The sequence below is a fragment of the Bradyrhizobium sp. Arg816 genome, assembly GCF_029989365.1.
GTDB lineage: Bacteria > Pseudomonadota > Alphaproteobacteria > Rhizobiales > Xanthobacteraceae > Bradyrhizobium.
This window is the reverse complement of sequence record NZ_JAPRAQ010000024.1, coordinates 26,053-41,812: the sequence shown is the minus strand read 5'-3', so window position 1 is coordinate 41,812 and position 15,760 is coordinate 26,053. Positions and strand designations below refer to the sequence as shown.

The 15,760-nt window shown below is 60.2% G+C and carries 12 protein-coding genes and 2 pseudogenes; 11 read left to right on the top strand and 3 right to left on the bottom strand.

The genetic code is table 11. The annotated features are described in order from the left end of the window. The first annotated feature begins 25 nt into the window (after window positions 1–25). The 5 genes and pseudogenes from OWC48_RS36835 to OWC48_RS46980 all read left to right on the top strand — a co-directional run bounded on the left by OWC48_RS36835 (window position 26) and on the right by OWC48_RS46980 (window position 7,927). The gene (locus OWC48_RS36835; protein ID WP_282524379.1) at window positions 26–553 is read left to right on the top strand and encodes a hypothetical protein; all 528 of its coding nucleotides are present in this window, start codon (window positions 26–28) and stop codon (window positions 551–553) included. A 109-nt stretch (window positions 554–662) separates the two neighbouring features. Further along, window positions 663–1,568 carry a hypothetical protein gene (locus OWC48_RS36830; protein WP_282524378.1) on the top strand — a complete coding sequence of 302 codons (906 nt, stop codon included), beginning with the start codon at window positions 663–665 and terminating at the stop codon, window positions 1,566–1,568. Between the two features lie 392 nt (window positions 1,569–1,960). Next, window positions 1,961–5,356, top strand: a complete 3,396-nt coding sequence (locus OWC48_RS36825; protein ID WP_282524377.1) for an adenylate/guanylate cyclase domain-containing protein — start codon at window positions 1,961–1,963, stop codon at window positions 5,354–5,356. Window positions 5,357–5,365: 9 nt separating this feature from the next. After that, a pseudogene (locus OWC48_RS36820) lies at window positions 5,366–5,584 on the top strand (sulfite exporter TauE/SafE family protein); the annotation flags it as partial. Window positions 5,585–5,795: 211 nt separating this feature from the next. Beyond that, a pseudogene (locus OWC48_RS46980) lies at window positions 5,796–7,927 on the top strand (PQQ-dependent dehydrogenase, methanol/ethanol family). A gap of 52 nt (window positions 7,928–7,979) precedes the next feature. On the opposite strand, the gene OWC48_RS36805 reads toward OWC48_RS46980, so the two are convergent. Continuing rightward, window positions 7,980–8,987 (bottom strand): bifunctional 2-polyprenyl-6-hydroxyphenol methylase/3-demethylubiquinol 3-O-methyltransferase UbiG, encoded by a 1,008-nt coding sequence (locus OWC48_RS36805; RefSeq protein WP_282524374.1) that lies wholly within the window; start codon window positions 8,985–8,987, stop codon window positions 7,980–7,982. 227 nt (window positions 8,988–9,214) lie between these two features. Here OWC48_RS36805 and OWC48_RS36800 point away from each other — a divergent pair, with 227 nt between their 5' ends. The 3 genes from OWC48_RS36800 (at window position 9,215) to OWC48_RS36790 (ending at window position 11,324) form a co-directional block, all read left to right on the top strand. Next, window positions 9,215–9,595 carry a nuclear transport factor 2 family protein gene (locus tag OWC48_RS36800; RefSeq protein WP_282524373.1) on the top strand — a complete coding sequence of 127 codons (381 nt, stop codon included), beginning with the start codon at window positions 9,215–9,217 and terminating at the stop codon, window positions 9,593–9,595. Between the two features lie 13 nt (window positions 9,596–9,608). Further along, window positions 9,609–10,538: an NAD(P)-dependent alcohol dehydrogenase gene (locus OWC48_RS36795; RefSeq protein WP_282524372.1), complete on the top strand. Its 930-nt coding sequence runs from the start codon at window positions 9,609–9,611 to the stop codon at window positions 10,536–10,538. Window positions 10,539–10,625: 87 nt separating this feature from the next. Further along, window positions 10,626–11,324 (top strand): YafY family protein, encoded by a 699-nt coding sequence (locus OWC48_RS36790; protein WP_085402513.1) that lies wholly within the window; start codon window positions 10,626–10,628, stop codon window positions 11,322–11,324. Window positions 11,325–11,464: 140 nt separating this feature from the next. On the opposite strand, the gene OWC48_RS36785 is transcribed toward OWC48_RS36790, so the two are convergent. Beyond that, complete coding sequence (locus OWC48_RS36785; protein WP_028158248.1) at window positions 11,465–11,791, bottom strand: hypothetical protein; 327 nt, start codon at window positions 11,789–11,791, stop codon at window positions 11,465–11,467. Between the two features lie 98 nt (window positions 11,792–11,889). Between OWC48_RS36785 and OWC48_RS36780 the strand changes: the two genes are divergently transcribed. The 3 genes from OWC48_RS36780 to OWC48_RS36770 all read left to right on the top strand — a co-directional run bounded on the left by OWC48_RS36780 (window position 11,890) and on the right by OWC48_RS36770 (window position 15,319). After that, complete coding sequence (locus OWC48_RS36780; RefSeq protein ID WP_282524463.1) at window positions 11,890–12,825, top strand: LysR family transcriptional regulator; 936 nt, start codon at window positions 11,890–11,892, stop codon at window positions 12,823–12,825. 299 nt (window positions 12,826–13,124) lie between these two features. Next, complete coding sequence (locus tag OWC48_RS36775) at window positions 13,125–14,591, top strand: amidase family protein (RefSeq protein ID WP_282524371.1); 1,467 nt, start codon at window positions 13,125–13,127, stop codon at window positions 14,589–14,591. Window positions 14,592–14,737: 146 nt separating this feature from the next. Then, window positions 14,738–15,319 carry a TetR/AcrR family transcriptional regulator gene (locus tag OWC48_RS36770; protein ID WP_282524370.1) on the top strand — a complete coding sequence of 194 codons (582 nt, stop codon included), beginning with the start codon at window positions 14,738–14,740 and terminating at the stop codon, window positions 15,317–15,319. A gap of 124 nt (window positions 15,320–15,443) precedes the next feature. Here the strand turns inward: OWC48_RS36770 and OWC48_RS36765 are convergent, their stop codons facing one another. Further along, on the bottom strand, window positions 15,444–15,755 hold the full coding sequence (locus OWC48_RS36765) for a 1-deoxy-D-xylulose-5-phosphate synthase (protein ID WP_282524369.1): 312 nt from the start codon (window positions 15,753–15,755) through the stop codon (window positions 15,444–15,446). Between the last annotated feature and the right edge of the window lie 5 nt (window positions 15,756–15,760).

Below are 15,760 nucleotides of genomic sequence, written 5' to 3'. Positions count from 1 at the left end.
TGATTTCAGCAGGGAGGGATTGATTATGGCCTCGCACATCAAGCCACAACCGAATTTCAATCGGCGTTGGTTCCTTGCAGGAGCCGCCGGCGGCGCAATGCTTCCCGTAGCGGCGCACGCGGCAGGACCAAATAAGAAGCAAAAACGCGGAATTTTCGCGGACGAGATGGGCACTGCGAAGGACGATTTGGAAGATAAGGTAGCTGATTTCTCGTACCAAAGTGACGTCCTCGCACAGTGGATCGTCGATATATGGACAGGTCCCGCCAACAATCCCCTGATCACACCCAGTACGGGTACGATATCCATGGCGCAGTACCTGGCGCGCTCGACTGCAGCAAAAGCAGCCCTTGCGGCTCGGGGCATCTATTTGGAGAAACCCATCGTCATCACGGAAGACGAGTTCGATGCTGGGTTCAGTTTGGCAGACGCAGGGCTCGAAAGAACCGTCGGGGTCGTTCTGGTGCTGCCGAGACCCACACGTCCGACTCTTGGGCAGCCTCTGCTCGAGACGGCCAAGTTGCTGATGGCCATCACGCCGAACGGAATCTAGCGGTATCGCAATCCGTCTCGGATGCGACAGAGTGTCTCTGGCTGGGGCGCGAATTTTTGTCGCATCCCAGTGAAAACAAACGGGCGTTCACGCGAAAGTGGAGGTTCGAATGACACTGCAGGTCACGGAGTGGGTCAACGTCGCGTGCGATACTTCGATCATCGCTCGCGAGTCGGGAGAGGTTTGGTTTCATGCCCCTGGCGGTACGGTGGAAAACATGGATCCCTTCTCTGCACCGATGACAGGTGTGGGCTCAGCGGGCAGCACGATCGGGCTGCTCGACGGCGCGATCAATCTCGGATTTACCAGAATCGAAAAGAACCTCGCGCGCCCTGAGCCGACGCTCGTCGGCTATATCGTGGCATTGGTGGGCGCGTATCACACCTCAGTCGATACGCCTCGAAACCTCCGGCGCGCCGCCCGGCGCTTCAACGAGCTGGGGAGGCCCGAGGTTGCAGACTATTTGGAAGAGCGTGCACGCGAGGAAACCGGTCACGACCGGCTCGCGCTGAAGGACCTGCGTGCGCTGGGTGCGCCCGGCGAGCGCCTCGTCGCCAACTTCATTCCAGAGGGCATCAAGCCGCTCTGCAAGCGCTTCGACGAACTTTGCGTCCAGGACTATCCAATCGGCTGCATCGGCTATTCGTACTGCCTGGAGCGCATCGCGGCGCTGAAGCAGCAGAGCGATATAGAGAAGGTGCAGGCGATCTGTCCGGGTGACACTGATGCGACCCGCTTCCTCAGAAGTCACAGCTCCCTCGGAAGCGAGGCCAATCACGTCGAAGAAACCATCAAATTCGTAGCCTCCCTTCCCGCGAATGATCGTATCAGGGTGGTTCAGGAGACGTATGAATCGGCAGTGATTCTGGCGAAGGGATATAATCACGAGCTTCTCAAATCCGATGCGGAGATGCTCGAAGAGCTTGAGCAGGCGCTTGGAGAGGCGCTCCCCTGTTGTCGCCGCTCACATCCCTTGAAGGGTGAAAAGCGGGGTGCTCGACGGCCCGCAGCGTGAGCGGAACAGCGCGATCGTCCATCGCCGGTCCGGCTTGGCGAGACGGACGAGAATGGAGGCCCGGTCCCCGATAGGGTGACAGGACGATTGCGCTTCAAGCCATCAGGGCGCGCGACTGCGCCGCGGGTAGCGGGGTATGGCACCGGCGTATGGCGTCCTCGCGCCGAGCTGCGGTTGCGCCTCGACACCGAATAGGGAAAATTTCGGAGTTGAATGAGCGCTCATCTAACGCTCGTTTAACGCTGATATAACGCTCGCTCATTTAGTGTCGCGTGCGGAAAATGATGTCGTCCGCCGGAGAAGGTTTCCTATGTTCAGGTGACGAAGGCCGCGCATGGAGGTCCGAGGCTCAGCTCCCTGATGGACCACGGCAGTAGGCGAGGACCTCTGCAATGACGAGGACAACGATCACCGACTTGGCTGAGTGGCTGGGGAGCCACGGTCTAGGCCATTACGCCAAAACCTTCGCTGAAAACCACATCGACTTCTCGGTCCTGCCGGATTTGACGGAGGATGATCTCGAAAAGCTGGGAGTATCGTCTCTAGGTCACCGCAAGAAGCTGCTGACGGCCATCAAGGCATTGACAGCCGCGCGCCAGCCCGCCGGCACGCCGACGGCGGTTGCAAGCGCCGCCGTGGTGTCACCCTCTTCTGACAAACATCCTCCTGACAAACATCGCGAAGCCGAGTTTCGCCAGATCACGGTGATGTTCTGTGACCTGGTAGGCTCTACGCAGCTATCGGAGAAGTTGGATCCAGAGGATCTCCAAAAGCTCATTGACGTGTATCGGGTACAGTGCAGCGCCGCAATCGCACGCTATGGCGGCGAGGTCGCCCGCTATTTCGGCGATGGCGTGATGGCATTTTTCGGCTGGCCTTACGCACACGAGGATGACGCCGTTCGCGCTGTTCACGCCAGTCTGGAAATTGCGTTCGGAATTACGAAGATTTCAGGGCCGGTCGCCCTGAATTGTCGCGTGGGTGTTTGCTCAGGCCCGGTCATTGTCGGTGAGATTGGAGATAGTGGTACGTGGTCGATGGACGCAGTGGGGGAGACGCCCAATATCGCCGCACGTCTACAGACCCTTGCCGCTCCCAATACGGTGCTCATCTCGGAATCGACGAAGCGTCTGGTATGGGCAGCGTTTGATTTTCAGGACGTCGGGCTCTATGAAATCAAGGGCCTGAGTGAGCCGCTTCACGTGTATCGCGTGCTCTCCGCCAAACATTCCGCCAGCCGCTTCGACGCTGCGCATACGGGCTCTCTTACCCCGCTCATTGGACGTTCAACCGAACTGAGCTTGCTGCTCGATAGATGGCGGAAGGTCAAAGAAGGCGAGGGCCAGGTCATATTGCTCTCGGGTATTCCCGGGGTCGGCAAATCAAGGCTCCTCCACGAATTGATATCGCATGTTCAGCAGGAGCCACACGTTCTGTTGCACCATCAGTCCTCGCCCTACCATAGTCAAAGCGCATTCTATCCGGTGATCAGTCAGATCGAACAAGCGGCCCAATTAACAGCTCGCGGCGCCGAGACAGACAAGCTTGTCAAACTTACAAATTACCTTCCGCGATCAATCAATCACTCCAAAGAGCCGGTCTTGCTCATTGCCAAGCTGTTATCAATCCCTTTGGAGAATAACCTGGAACTATCCGGTCTAACGCCGCAGCAAATAAAGAACAGGACGATAAGCACGCTTGTCGACATCATCCTGGCGTTTTCTGTCCAGCGCCCCACGCTCTGCATCCTCGAGGATGCGCACTGGCTGGATCCATCGTCACTTGAGCTGATTGAATCGATCATTAGCGGCATCGATCACGCCCGCGTCCTGCTGATCGTGTCGTGCCGACCCGAGTTTCGTCCCAATTGGATAACGCGTGCGAACGCCACCATGCACTCGCTCACGCGATTGTCGCTCACCGAAGTCAAGGCGATGATCCGGGACATCTTGAAGGGAGGAAGCATACCCGAACCGGTGCTCGACCGAATTATTGCAAAGGCCGACGGCGTGCCACTTTTCGTCGAAGAACTGACGAGCAGCATGATGAGCGCGCCCTCACGAACCCGAGGCGGTTTCGAGCGCGCACCACAGCTGGCGTCACTCAGGGTTCCGGACACGCTGAGTGATGCATTGATGGAGCGGCTGGACCGCGTTGCGCCGAGCCGCAGACTTGTACAGATTGCGGCCGTGATTGGGCGCGAGTTCTCCTATGATCTCTTGTCGGCCGCATCACGAATGGGCGATGACGACATGCTGTCGGCCCTCTCGTTGCTCGAACAGGCGGACATCATCTATCGAGTCGGCATTTCGCCTTCCCTTCGTTTCGCCTTCAAGCATGCGCTGTTGTGCGACGCGATCTATGACTCCTTGCTTCGGAGCAAGAGGCAGCAGATACACGCGGACATCGCGGCAGTCTTGCAGCATGATTTTTCGGAGCTCGCCGAAAATCAACCCCAGGTCCTGGCCTATCACCATCAAGAGGCAGGCAATCACCAATCGGCCATTCGTTGCTGGTTCGAGTCCGGGCAGCGCTCGCTCGCGCATTCCGCCAACGTCGAAGCGATTGCCAGCTTTCGAAAGGCCCTTCAGCTTCTGGACGCCTTGCCGGAAACGCCTGAGCGGATCAAACAGGAGATCGACATCCAATTGGCGTTGGGAATACCGCTTATCGCCGTTCAGGGGTATGCCTCCGCGGAAACCCGCGAAGCGTTTTCGCGAGCTCATGCCTTATGCCTGCAGCTGGGCGATATCCCTGAGTATTTCCAGGCCCTGTTTGGGTTGTGGGGGCACCTCTGGATGGGTGGAAAGAATGACGATGCGCTCCGCCTGGCCGGCGAGTTCCTGTCACGGTCCCGGGCATTGTCCCAACCCGTGCCGCTGATGGTGGCTCATAGAGTGATGGGCAGTACGTTATTGACGATGGGAAGCTTCCAATCGTCAGCGGACCATTTCAAGGAATCGATCAAGCTCTCGGTTGGCAAAGGAAAACAGCCCCTATCCAATCTTTACATGGTGGAACCCCAAGCGGCTTCACTTCTGCTGCTGTCCTGGGACTCGTGGTTTCTGGGCTATCCGGATCAAGCCCTTTCCCGCGTTTCGGAAGCGCTTGCTTTGGGGCAAAACCTCGACCACCCCTACACCGTAGCGTTCGCGCATTACATGACGTCTGTCGTGCACCTGCTGCGCGGCGAGGCCGGCCGCGCCTTCGAAAGCGCCGAGAAAAGCTTTCAAATGTCGCAGGAGCAGCGGTTTTCGCTATACGCAATCTTGTCGAGAATTTCTCGAGGCCGAGCAGCCGGCGAACTAGGCCGGCTCGGAGAGGCCCAGGAAGACATGGCATTGGGACTCGGCGAAGCGCGACGGAAGGGTGTCGGCTTCATGCTTCCGATGATGACCAGCTGGCTGGCGGACCTGCACGCCAAGGCGGGCGACATCCAAAGCGCGCTATCGATTGTCGAAGGAACCCTGGCCGATATGGGTGACATGACAGGCAGGTCATGGGAATCAGAGTTGCATCGGCAGAACGCGCAGCTTCTTCTCGTATGCGACCCATCGAGGACAAGAGAGGCTGAACTTCATCTCAAGAAATCTATCGAGGTGGCGCGTGGTCAAAGCGCCAGATCCTTGGAACTACGCGCCGTCACAAGCCTCGCAGAGCTCTGGCGGACGCAGGGAAGGCCTGACGAGGCGCGCGCTCTGTTAGAACCAATCCTCCGTTGGTTCGACGAAGGAGCCGAAACGGCTGACCTCAGACGGGCGCGCGACGTTCAAAGTGCCCTGGACTGATCCCGCGCGACCGGCGCCCTGATGCCGCTGGTGCTGGTGCCGCTGGTCGGCGCCCAGCCCGTGCCGATCATCGCGATCTCCGCGATCTTCACCAATCTCAACCGCGCCATTGCCTATCTGCGCTATGCCGACTGCCGCCGTGCGCTGATCGTGCTCGTCCGTGCGGCGCCGACGACCGCGCTCGGCGCCTACGGCATTTCGCCGATGACGGTCGTGGACGCTTTCTTACAACTGCAATCGGGCATGTCAGGACTGAAATGCTTCGGTAGCACCGTCGAGGCAGGTTGGAGGCTTCATATCAACGGAAGCGGGCGCAGGCATGCGCACGCATCGTGGTCTCGACATGCACGGAGGAAGGTGAGGCATGGAACGATCCAGCGCAGAGTGCCCCAACGCAGAGTGCCATTGGCCTGAAAAAACGTCGAGCGATCGGTCCGGGATTCAGATTGCCTTCCGTGAGATCAGTGTCGCTCTTGTTCTCATTCCTGCTCTCCTGGGTCTTTCCCTCCCTTCCAGTGCATGGGCGCAGACCGGGACCGACGCGAAGCAGGACCGCATCAAGGCGGATATCTCGAGAGTCGACAGCGACTTCATCAAAGCAAATACGAAAACATCCAGGGATTGGCCGACCGTCGGCCTCGACTACGCCGAAACGCGGTTCAGCAAGCTCAACCAGATCAACACTGACAACGTCAGGGATCTCGGGCTCGTCTGGAGTTACAATCTTGAATCATCGCGCGGGATCGAGGCAACCCCGCTCGTCGTCGACGGCATCCTGTATCAGCCGGCACCCTGGAACGTTGTCCATGCCATTGACGCGCGGACCGGCAAAAAAATCTGGTCGTTCGATCCAGGCGTTGACCGGTCGAAGGGCTACAGGGGCTGCTGCGACTCCGTCAGCCGTGGCCTCGCGCTCTACAAGGGCAAGGTCTTCGTCGCCGCCTATGACGGGCGCCTGATCGCGCTCGATGCCGCGACCGGGGCCAAGATCTGGGAAACGGACACGCTGATCGATCATGAGCATTCCTACACGATCACCGGCGCGCCGCGTGTCTTCAACGGCAAGGTCGTGATCGGTCAGAGCGGTGCCGAGTATGGTGTGCGCGGCTATGTCACGGCGTACGATAGCGAGACGGGCAAGCAACTCTGGCGTTGGTTCACCGTGCCCGGCGATCCGTCGAAGCCATTTGAAGACGCCTCGATGGAAGCCGCGGCGAAGACCTGGGATCCCTCAGGCAAATATTGGGTCAACGGTGGCGGTGGTGCGCCGTGGGACTCGATCACGTTCGATCCCGATCTGAACATGGTTTATGTCGGCACCGGAAACGGCGGCCCCTGGAATCGCAAGCTTCGCAGCCCGTCGGGAGGCGACAATCTCTATCTGGGCTCGATCGTCGCGCTCAACGCCGACACGGGCCGGTATGTCTGGCACTATCAGGAGACGCCCGGCGATACAATTGGGACTACACGTCAACCCAGCCGATGATCCTGGCCGACATCAAGATCGACGATGTGGCGCGCAAGGTGATCCTGCACGCGCCGAAAAACGGCTTCTTCTTCGTCATCGATCGCACCAACGGCAAGTTCATCTCGGCGAAGAATTTTGTCGATGTGAATTGGGCGACGGGATACGATTCCAGCGGACGGCCTGTTGAGCTGCCGGCCGCGCGCGACGCAGATCAATACGAGTCGATTCCGGGACCGGACGGGGCTCACAATTGGCAGCCGATGTCGTTCAATCCGCTGACCGGCCTCGTCTACCTTCCAGCGCAGCACATCCCGGTCAATCTGTCGCCGGAAAAGTCGTTCGTGCAGAATGCTGCTGCGCCGGGCAAGCTCGGCGGCTTGCTGGGCGGGAATATCGGTTTCGTTTTCAACCCTCCGAAGTCGGCCCCATTCGGACGTCTGCTCGCCTGGGATCCGGTGCATCAAAAGGAAGTCTGGCGCGTCGAGCACGTGTCGCCGTGGAACGGCGGGACGCTGACCACCGCCGGCAATCTGGTTTTCCAGGGCACGGCGGATGGCCGCTTCGTCGCTTATGACGCGGCAAACGGAACCAAGCTGTGGGAAAGACCAACCGGCTCCGGCGCGGTGGCGGCCGCCGCAACCTACGTGGTCGACGACAGGCAATACATCTCGATTGCGGTCGGCTGGGGCGGCTCCTACGGCCTGACGCACCGCGCGACCGAGTACCAGAATCCGGGAACGATCTACACATACGCACTCGGCGGCACGGCGAAGCTGCCGGACTTCGTCAAGTATCGGACCGAAGGTCTGCTGCAGGGTGTGAAGTACGATCCGAGGGATATCAGGGAAGGCGGGGAGATCTATGTCGCGGCGGCCTGCATAGCCTGCCACGGCGTGCCTGGCGTCGGCCGTGGCGGCAACATCATCAATCTCGGCTACGTCAGCGCCGAAGAGATTACCAATCTGAGGCATATCCTCTTCCACGGTCCATTCCGCGACCACGGCATGCCTGACTTCAGCGGCAAGTTGACGGAAGGGGACGTCGGGAAACTCCAGGCCTTCATACAGGGAACTGTTGACGCCATCAGACCGAAGAGCAGGTGATGAGCCAGCAGGCGCTGCGGCGGCGAGCGGCCCGTTCGACCGGGGTCGCCCGTCACGCGCTTTTGTCGATCTTCACCCAGAGCGCACTGCCGAGCGTCGAGGAGTTCCTGGCCGCGTAGGCCCATGCCGGCAAGCGTAATGGCGAAAGCGCAAGTGCGATCACAGCCTGCCCAATCCGCTGCGCTTTGCTTCGCGGCAGGCCGCGCACGAACTCACTGACGCTGCCCGGTTTCTCTGCCCTGCGCAAAAAGCTGTCTACGATGTCTTCCCTGAGGAACTTCAGGAGATTGAATGGCTCCCGCTCGCAAATGCTCAATTGCAGGCCGTGTCGTCGACATACCGCATCAAACGCGTCCTTCGTCCAGCGGCCAATGTGGTTCGGCGGCATGTCGATGAGCGATCCGTGGCACTCCATGTATCGTGTTCGGATATCATTCGGCACGGCGATGAAGACAGAGCCTTGCGCCTTGAGAAGGTATTTCAACCGCGCGAAGACGTCATCCACCCGGTCCATGTGCTCGAACACCTGAAACATGAAGATGATGTCGAAGGCCTCCTTCATCGGGCTGAAGCCATCCTCTCGAAGGTCGACCGAAAAGGTCTTGTAGCCTTTCGATTGCAATGCCTGTTGCGCTGCTTCGTTGTAGTCGACAGCGTAAATGTCGGACGCGTGAAAGAGTTTGTCCTTGATGTGATCGAGAAAATAGCCAAACCCGGCCCCGACATCGATCGCCGTTTTTCCGGCAGTGCCGAGGCCGCTCAGCGCTTCGATCGTCCTCGCATACTCCCATTTCATGGTTGGATAGGAGGGATGCGGCGCGGCCAGGTTATAAAACTCGGCGCCGCCCGCGACGAACGGATCTGCAAATCCGAATCCGCAATCGGCGCATTTGCGGATATCGCAGCTGTCGCGGCCCCAGAGCAGCGACAGGTGGCTTATTAACTTTCGAGAGCGATCCGGATATTGGCGCGGACTGACGAAGGATCGAGAGGCTTGATCTGCGGTCACTTCGAATAATTTGGCAGTTGATCCACTGCCGCATGCTGGACAGGTGCTCATCTCTCCCGACCTCATTCAGGTCTTTCGGTGGAAAGTGGTTGCGACCAATTGTCTCGTCATCATTCAAATGAAGGTTGGCGGAGCGCGAGGTCCGGGGCAGTGGACAGGGGAGGCAGGCCGGTCGCGGCGCGAAGGCGCCTATAGCCGCGCCGATTTCCTACTGCCAGAATCTGTCACCGGCCTGCGCTAGGTCTTCTTTCAGGGCATTTTTCACTGAAAGGAAGACGATGAAAACCCAAAGCAACGGCCAAGCGCTGCAGATCGCCAAGACCTACATCGAGGCCATCGCCAGCAGGAGCGTGGATACGATTACTTCCGTGTCGGCGGACGACGTTGTTTGCACGTCGCCGCGCGGGCGGATCGCCGGCGTGCAGAAGTTTCGCGAATTCCACGAGGGTTTCGCCCGCATGATCAAGAAGGTCACGGTTCTCGTCGCCTACGGCGACGATGAGCAGGCTGTCGTCGTTTACAGCGCGGACACCCATCCGGTTGCCAACGCCGTCGTCGCGGAGCTCCTCAAGGTGAAGAACGGCAAGATCGCATCGACCGAAGTGATCTACGACGCGGCTCCGTTCGCCGCCTACACGGCGACCGTCCAACCGCACTAAGGCGCGATCGACCATGAAACGGATTCAATATGACAGTTACGGCGGTCCCGAAACGATGAAGCTCGAAGCCTTCGAGCTGAAGGCTCCGGGGACCGGCGAAGTCGCGGTCAAGGTCAAGTTCGCCGCCATCAATCCCATCGATTGGAAGGTGCGCAATGGCTATCTCAAAATGGTGACGGGGAAGAAATTTCCGCGCGCCATGGGCAGCGATTTTTCCGGCATCGTGACCGCTGTCGGCGCTGGCGTCACGCGCTTCAAAATTGGCGATCCCGTGTTCGGCATGGCGCAGATAAAGCATGGCGGCGCGCTTGGCGAAGCCGTCATAGCCCCCCAAGCCTTCGTCGCCAGGAGGCCGGATTCGGTCTCGTTCGAGGACGCGGCTTGCCTGGCTACGCCGGGGGTCACCGCATGGAACGGCCTCGTGGACAAGGCTGGCCTGAAATCCGGCAGCCAGGTGTTCGTCAACGGCTGCACCGGTGCTGTCGGCGAGGCCACGGTGCAGCTCGCAAAGGTGTTCGGGGCGACCGTCGCGGGGACATGCAGTGCGCAGGCGATGCAGCGAGCCCGTGACTTGGACGTCCAGCCTCTCTTCGATTATCGGGCCACCGATCTGTCGAAGATCCGTGAACGCTTCGACGTAGTGTATGACACGGCGGGAACGATGGCGGTTGCTGCCGGGGTTGGCCTGCTTCGCGAAGGCGGCGTGTATCTCGATATCAATCCAGCGCCAATCAAGTTCATCCGTGCGATCTTCAACCGGAAACTCAAGCCGATCGTCTGCACCGCGCGGGCTGATATCCTTGACGGCCTTGCCGTCGCTTCGGCGAATGGAAAGCTGCGCTTGCCAGTTGCTGAGACCGTGCGTCTGAACGATGCGATCCCGCTCATCGCGGCGCTTGAAGCCGGGCGCAAGCTTGCCGGAAAGGCTCTGGTAGCGATGTAAATGCCGTCCGGGCCAGTAAAGCCCCGCCGCCCGTCGCCCGCGATGCCTACTGCCATTTTTTGGCAGGATTCGTGCTAGACTTGGTCTATGTCGAAGAGCCAACGATTATTCGACCTTATGCAGATCTTGCGGCGGCACCGCACCCCGGTGTCGGGCAACGACCTTGCGGCTGAGGCGGGCGTGTCGTTGCGAACGATTTATCGCGACATCGCCGACTTGCAGGGCTTGGGCGCACAAATCGACGGTGAGCCTGGCTTTGGCTATGTCTTGCAACCCGGCTTCCTCCTTCCTCCCCTGATGTTCTCGGAACAGGAAATCCAGGCCTTGGCGCTGGGCGCCCAATGGGTATCTCGCCAGACCGATGACGAGTTCGCGCTGGCGGCGCGTGACGCGCTCGCTAAAATTGGCGCGGTCCTCCCCTCGGAGCTGCAACACAAGCTGGACGACAGTGCCTTTCATGTGGGGCGCAGGCCGAAGCAGCCCGAAGCCGTCGACCTTCGCGTCGTGCGGCAAGCGATGCGCGACCAACACAAGCTTTCCATTGTGTATCGCGACCCGCAAGGCGCGAAGACCACGCGGATCATCTGGCCAATTGGCGTCGGCTTTTTCGATTCCCGGCGCATCATTGCCGGCTGGTGCGAAATGAGAAAGGACTTCCGCTCATTCCGGGCGGATCGGATAGAAAAGATCAAGCTCAGGACGGAACGCTATCCCGGTCGCCGACGCGATCTCGTCAAGCAATGGCGAGCTCAAGTCGACGCGGAACGTCGCAAGACTCTCGGCTGATCTCGCCACCGGGTCCGACGCCGATGCTGGCGAGCTATCACCTGCTGGTGCGCTTCACCATCGCCGGCATGAGGGGCCGCCTGACGCCTTCCGGGGTTAGAGCGGGCGCCGAAAATTACCGCGCCCGCTAGGCTCGAACCTTAATTTGTGACGGGCGCCGCCTTGCGGACCAACACTTCGTTGCCCGCCCGGCTGATTTCAAGCGCACGTGGCTGCTGGGACGTTGAGAGAACAACGCTTTGGCCTGGCGCAAGAACAGAGACCACGCGGATTGGCGTTCCCGTCTCGCCCTGAGCAAGGGTCGTCACGACATGGAACCCATCGCGCTCAACGGTGTAGTAGGCGACGCCGGACACCCCGCCGAGATCGATGCTCTTTGCCTGAATTGGCCTGAGGCTATCTGCATGAGCGGTTCCAAAAGCGGCTAAGGCTAGTGTGGCGGCTAAAAGGCTACTGCGGATTGACATGTTGATCTCCTTTAGCTGGGCGGTGGGCCATGCCCTCCGTTCCCTTGCCACATAAGATGGACGGCCTATGTTCATTGATCAAACAGATTGGATCGATGATGGGTATCGATGCCGTCAATCTAAGCCATCTCGACCTAAACCTACTGGTTCACCTCGATGCCTTGCTTCGCGAACGTAGCGTCACGCGAGCTGCGGGCCGTGTAGGCATTGGTCAGTCGGCGATGAGCCACAACCTCGCCCGCCTGCGTGACCTGTTCGGCGACGAGCTTCTGACGCGCGGGCCCGACGGCTTGCGCCTCACTCCTCGTGCAGTGATGCTGGTAGAGCCGGTGCGGGCTACGCTGTCTCAAATCCAAACGATTGTCTCACGCGACGACGCATTCGATCCAGCGACGGCAGAGCGGACCTTCAGGTTCGGACTCCCGGACAGCATGGAAATCCTGGTCCTTCCCGCTCTCCTCGCACGCCTGCGCAAGGTTGCGCCTGGCGTCCATCTGCGCCTCTACAACATCGACTCGTCGAGACTTCTGGATGATCTCGATGCCGACGAACTGGACCTCGCTATTGGCTATGACGTCTTTCCTCAGGGCCAGATCCACCACAAGCGGCGTCTGCTGTTCAACGAGAGCTATCTGTGCATGTTCAACGCGGAGATAACGGGCATCACCGACGCCAAAATCTCGCTCGAAGATTATGTGCGGTTACCTCATGTTCTCACGAGCCTGCGGCCGGGCCGGACTGTGCGCGGCGTGGTAGACGACGCCCTTGAGAAACTAGGATTGCGGCGGACGGTTGTCCTGACCACGCCTCGCTTCCTCACTGTCCCTGCCTTGGTGGCACGCGCACCTGTCGTCGTGACAATGCACGCGCGGCTGGCTCGGTTGTTCGCCACAGAACTCAAGCTTAGCCTGAGCCAGCCTCCGGTGGATTTGCAGGACGTAGCTGTTTCACTGCTCTGGCACGCTTCCTACGATCACGATCCATCTCATGCGTGGCTGCGTCATATCCTGGTGGAATTGGTCTCCGAGCTTTGAGCTGGCCGCCACCCGGCGAGGAGCGGTGCCGACTCCACAGGCCGCATGTCGCCTTTTAGCCCCTTAGCAGACGTTCCAGCGCTCTGGGTCGATGCCGGCTTGTGACCCAAAGCAGAAATCGCCGTTGAAACCAATCATTGCCCGCAATCCATCGGCACCTCACGCTCATGTGTCCCCAGCGAAGCCGCCATTTCTATTGAATTACGATCGTAATTTAATATTATGACCGTAATGGCATCAAGCTGAGCCGCTGTTGGGCGGCGGCCGGGTGCCGCCAAACAGCTCCCAGCGAGGATTTCATGGACGACACGACCACGGCCTCACGCCACATCGCATCGCGACAAACCACAGATGTCGACTCGCTTGGGCTCGCAACCGCTGCAGCAGCGGTTCGCAACGGCGACATTACCTCGGAGGCCTACACCGCGGCGCTTTTACAGCGCGCCCGAGCGCTTGCCGAGCTGAACGCCTTCATCACCATCGACGAGGCTGGGGTGCTGGCGGCCGCAAGGGCCGCAGACAAATCGCGTGCGGCCGGATCGGCGGCCCCGCTCCTTGGCGTGCCGCTTGGGGTGAAGGACAGTTATTTGACGAAAGGGCTACCTACCAGCCTGGGCGTCGAAGGTCTCGCTCACTTCGTGCCGCGCGAAGATGCCGACGCCGTCCGGGCCATCAAGGGGGCGGGCGCTTTGGTCTTCGGCAAGAATAACCTCGTCGAGATGTCGTACGGCTTGACCGGTCACAACGCACGTTACGGCCAGGTGAAGAATCCGCACGCACGAGATCGCGTGTCGGGCGGCTCCTCGAGCGGCTCCGCCGCATCCGTGGCCGCCGGCATCGTTCCCGCGTCCTTGGGCGGTGACACCGTTGGGTCCATCCGGGTCCCCGCATCGTTCTGTGGGGTCGTGGGCTTCAAGCCAACCACTGGACGTTGGCCACGCGACGGCGTTGCGCCGATCTCCCATACGCTCGATACGACGGGCGTGTTCGCCCGAAACGTCGAGGACTGCATTTTGGTGGATCAGGTCGTGACCGGTGAACAGGCTGCGGAGTTATCCAACGGCGGCTACGGCCTGAAGGGTGCCCGGCTGGCCTTCGCGCCGCGACAGTTCCTGGATCTGGTGGACTCGGAAGTCGAGACCCGCTTCCGCGAGGTGGTTCGGCGCTTGCAGGACGCCGGCGCCGAGATCGTTGAAGTAGATCTTGGCGACGATTTCAATTCCCTTGTCCAAACCGCAACATGGGGCATCTTCGCTCATGAGACGATGGGCGAAATTTCGGAATTTCTTCACCGCCATGACATTCCGACCACGTTCGAGGCCATTTACGAGGGCCTTAAGCCCCAACTTCGGCAGGCGTGGGCGCACATCGTACTGCCGGGTGGTGCAGGTGCTACCTCGGCAGAGGCCTATCAGACTGCGCTCGACGTGAGCCGGCCGGAAATCCAGCGCCGGCTCAACACGGCGTTCGTCTCTCATGGGGCGCTGGTCATTCTGCAACCGACCACGCCCTGCACGGCGCCTTTGATCGAGGAGCAGGCGACCGTCCATATCGCGGGACAGGAAGTTAGCTACCTCGCTTTGGCGAACCACACCGTGTCGGCAAGCAGCGTGGGGTTGCCCGGTGTCAGCCTTCCTGTTGGCTTGTCTCGCGCGGGGCTGCCGATTGGGCTTGAGCTGGATGCCCCCTTAGGGAGCGACCGGCGGCTTCTAAACCTTGCCCGCGGCATCGAAGGCATCTTGGGCGCAGAGTCGAGTGCGATCTAACGTCGTGATCGACCAGCATCCGTTTTCAGTCGGCTTGGCAGCGATAATGTCGATCCAGTGGCCCAGCAACTTGATCGCGACCTCCAAGCTTTGCTGGAAGCGGCCGCAGCGTAAGGGCCGCGGGATATTTGTGGAGAGGAGAGAAGATGCGCTTCGAGAAAGGTCATAAGGCGGCGACGCGACGGCACATCATCGATGTGGCGTCGAAGTGCATGCGCCGGAACGGCATCTCCGCCGCCGGGATCGCCGGGATCATGGACGAGGCCGGCCTGACCAAAGGCGCATTCTCTCCGCACTTCGAATCCAAAGACGCGCTCGTTCGCGAGGCGCTGGCGAGCGCGCTCGACGACCAGCAACATCGCCTCGATGAGGATCAGCGGAGAGGCCTGGACCTTGAGGGCGCGATCCGGAGATACCTGAACCGCGCTCACCTCGAAGACCCGACGGGCGGATGCCCCTCGGCGGCGTTGCTCCCCGAAATCGCCCGACAGCCCCTGTCCACCAGGAGAGATTACGAGAAAGGGCTGCGAGGCTACGTTGCGACATTAGCCGTACTGCTTCCTGACGCAGATGCATCAGCGAGCCGCCGCCGCGCGACCGCCATCTTCGGCCTCATGGTGGGCACCCTTCAGTTCGCGCGGGCCGTGCCCAACGCTGCGCAGGCGGAGCAGATCCTGGAAGGCGGCGTTGAGGCCGCCTTGCACTTGGCACGGGCTCCCTCTCCCTAGATTAGGAAGCCGGGAGAGGCTCAGCCTGGAGATCGTTATCCGCAAAAATCCGAGGTCAGACCGCTTGTGCCCCCAAAGACGACTGCTGATTGCGCGCGACGCCGGACCGTGCCGTTCGCGGAACTCATTCGGAGCGCGCTTCCCTGATATCGCGCCAGTATTCCTCCGCAACGTCCGGGTCGATTTCGACAGCCGCGGAGCTGTCAGCATAGAGGCGATCCTTGCCATCTTTTCGCGGACCCGAAATCCAAAATCTTTCTCGCGTCTCAACGTCGTAGTGGTTTGCCTTGAAGCCACTACCTTTCAGGCTTTGGAAAGTGCGCCCTCCATAGCTGATAGATTTGCCCGTTTTCGAGAACGAGACGCGACCAATCCGCGCCGGTCCGTTCAGCGACGCGGATTTATTCTCGATATACATGATACGCGTTTTCGGCATGCTTA

Coding starts and splice junctions, on each gene's coding strand:
- OWC48_RS36800 (WP_282524373.1), top strand. CDS start 9,215: ATGAAAACCCAAAGCAACGGCCAAGCGCTGCAGATCGCCAAGACCTAC.
- OWC48_RS36765 (WP_282524369.1), bottom strand. CDS start 15,755: ATGCCGAAAACGCGTATCATGTATATCGAGAATAAATCCGCGTCGCTG.
- OWC48_RS36835 (WP_282524379.1), top strand. CDS start 26: ATGGCCTCGCACATCAAGCCACAACCGAATTTCAATCGGCGTTGGTTC.
- OWC48_RS36785 (WP_028158248.1), bottom strand. CDS start 11,791: ATGTCAATCCGCAGTAGCCTTTTAGCCGCCACACTAGCCTTAGCCGCT.
- OWC48_RS36770 (WP_282524370.1), top strand. CDS start 14,738: ATGCGCTTCGAGAAAGGTCATAAGGCGGCGACGCGACGGCACATCATC.
- OWC48_RS36830 (WP_282524378.1), top strand. CDS start 663: ATGACACTGCAGGTCACGGAGTGGGTCAACGTCGCGTGCGATACTTCG.
- OWC48_RS36775 (WP_282524371.1), top strand. CDS start 13,125: ATGGACGACACGACCACGGCCTCACGCCACATCGCATCGCGACAAACC.
- OWC48_RS36825 (WP_282524377.1), top strand. CDS start 1,961: ATGACGAGGACAACGATCACCGACTTGGCTGAGTGGCTGGGGAGCCAC.
- OWC48_RS36805 (WP_282524374.1), bottom strand. CDS start 8,987: ATGAGCACCTGTCCAGCATGCGGCAGTGGATCAACTGCCAAATTATTC.
- OWC48_RS36795 (WP_282524372.1), top strand. CDS start 9,609: ATGAAACGGATTCAATATGACAGTTACGGCGGTCCCGAAACGATGAAG.
- OWC48_RS36790 (WP_085402513.1), top strand. CDS start 10,626: ATGTCGAAGAGCCAACGATTATTCGACCTTATGCAGATCTTGCGGCGG.
- OWC48_RS36780 (WP_282524463.1), top strand. CDS start 11,890: ATGGGTATCGATGCCGTCAATCTAAGCCATCTCGACCTAAACCTACTG.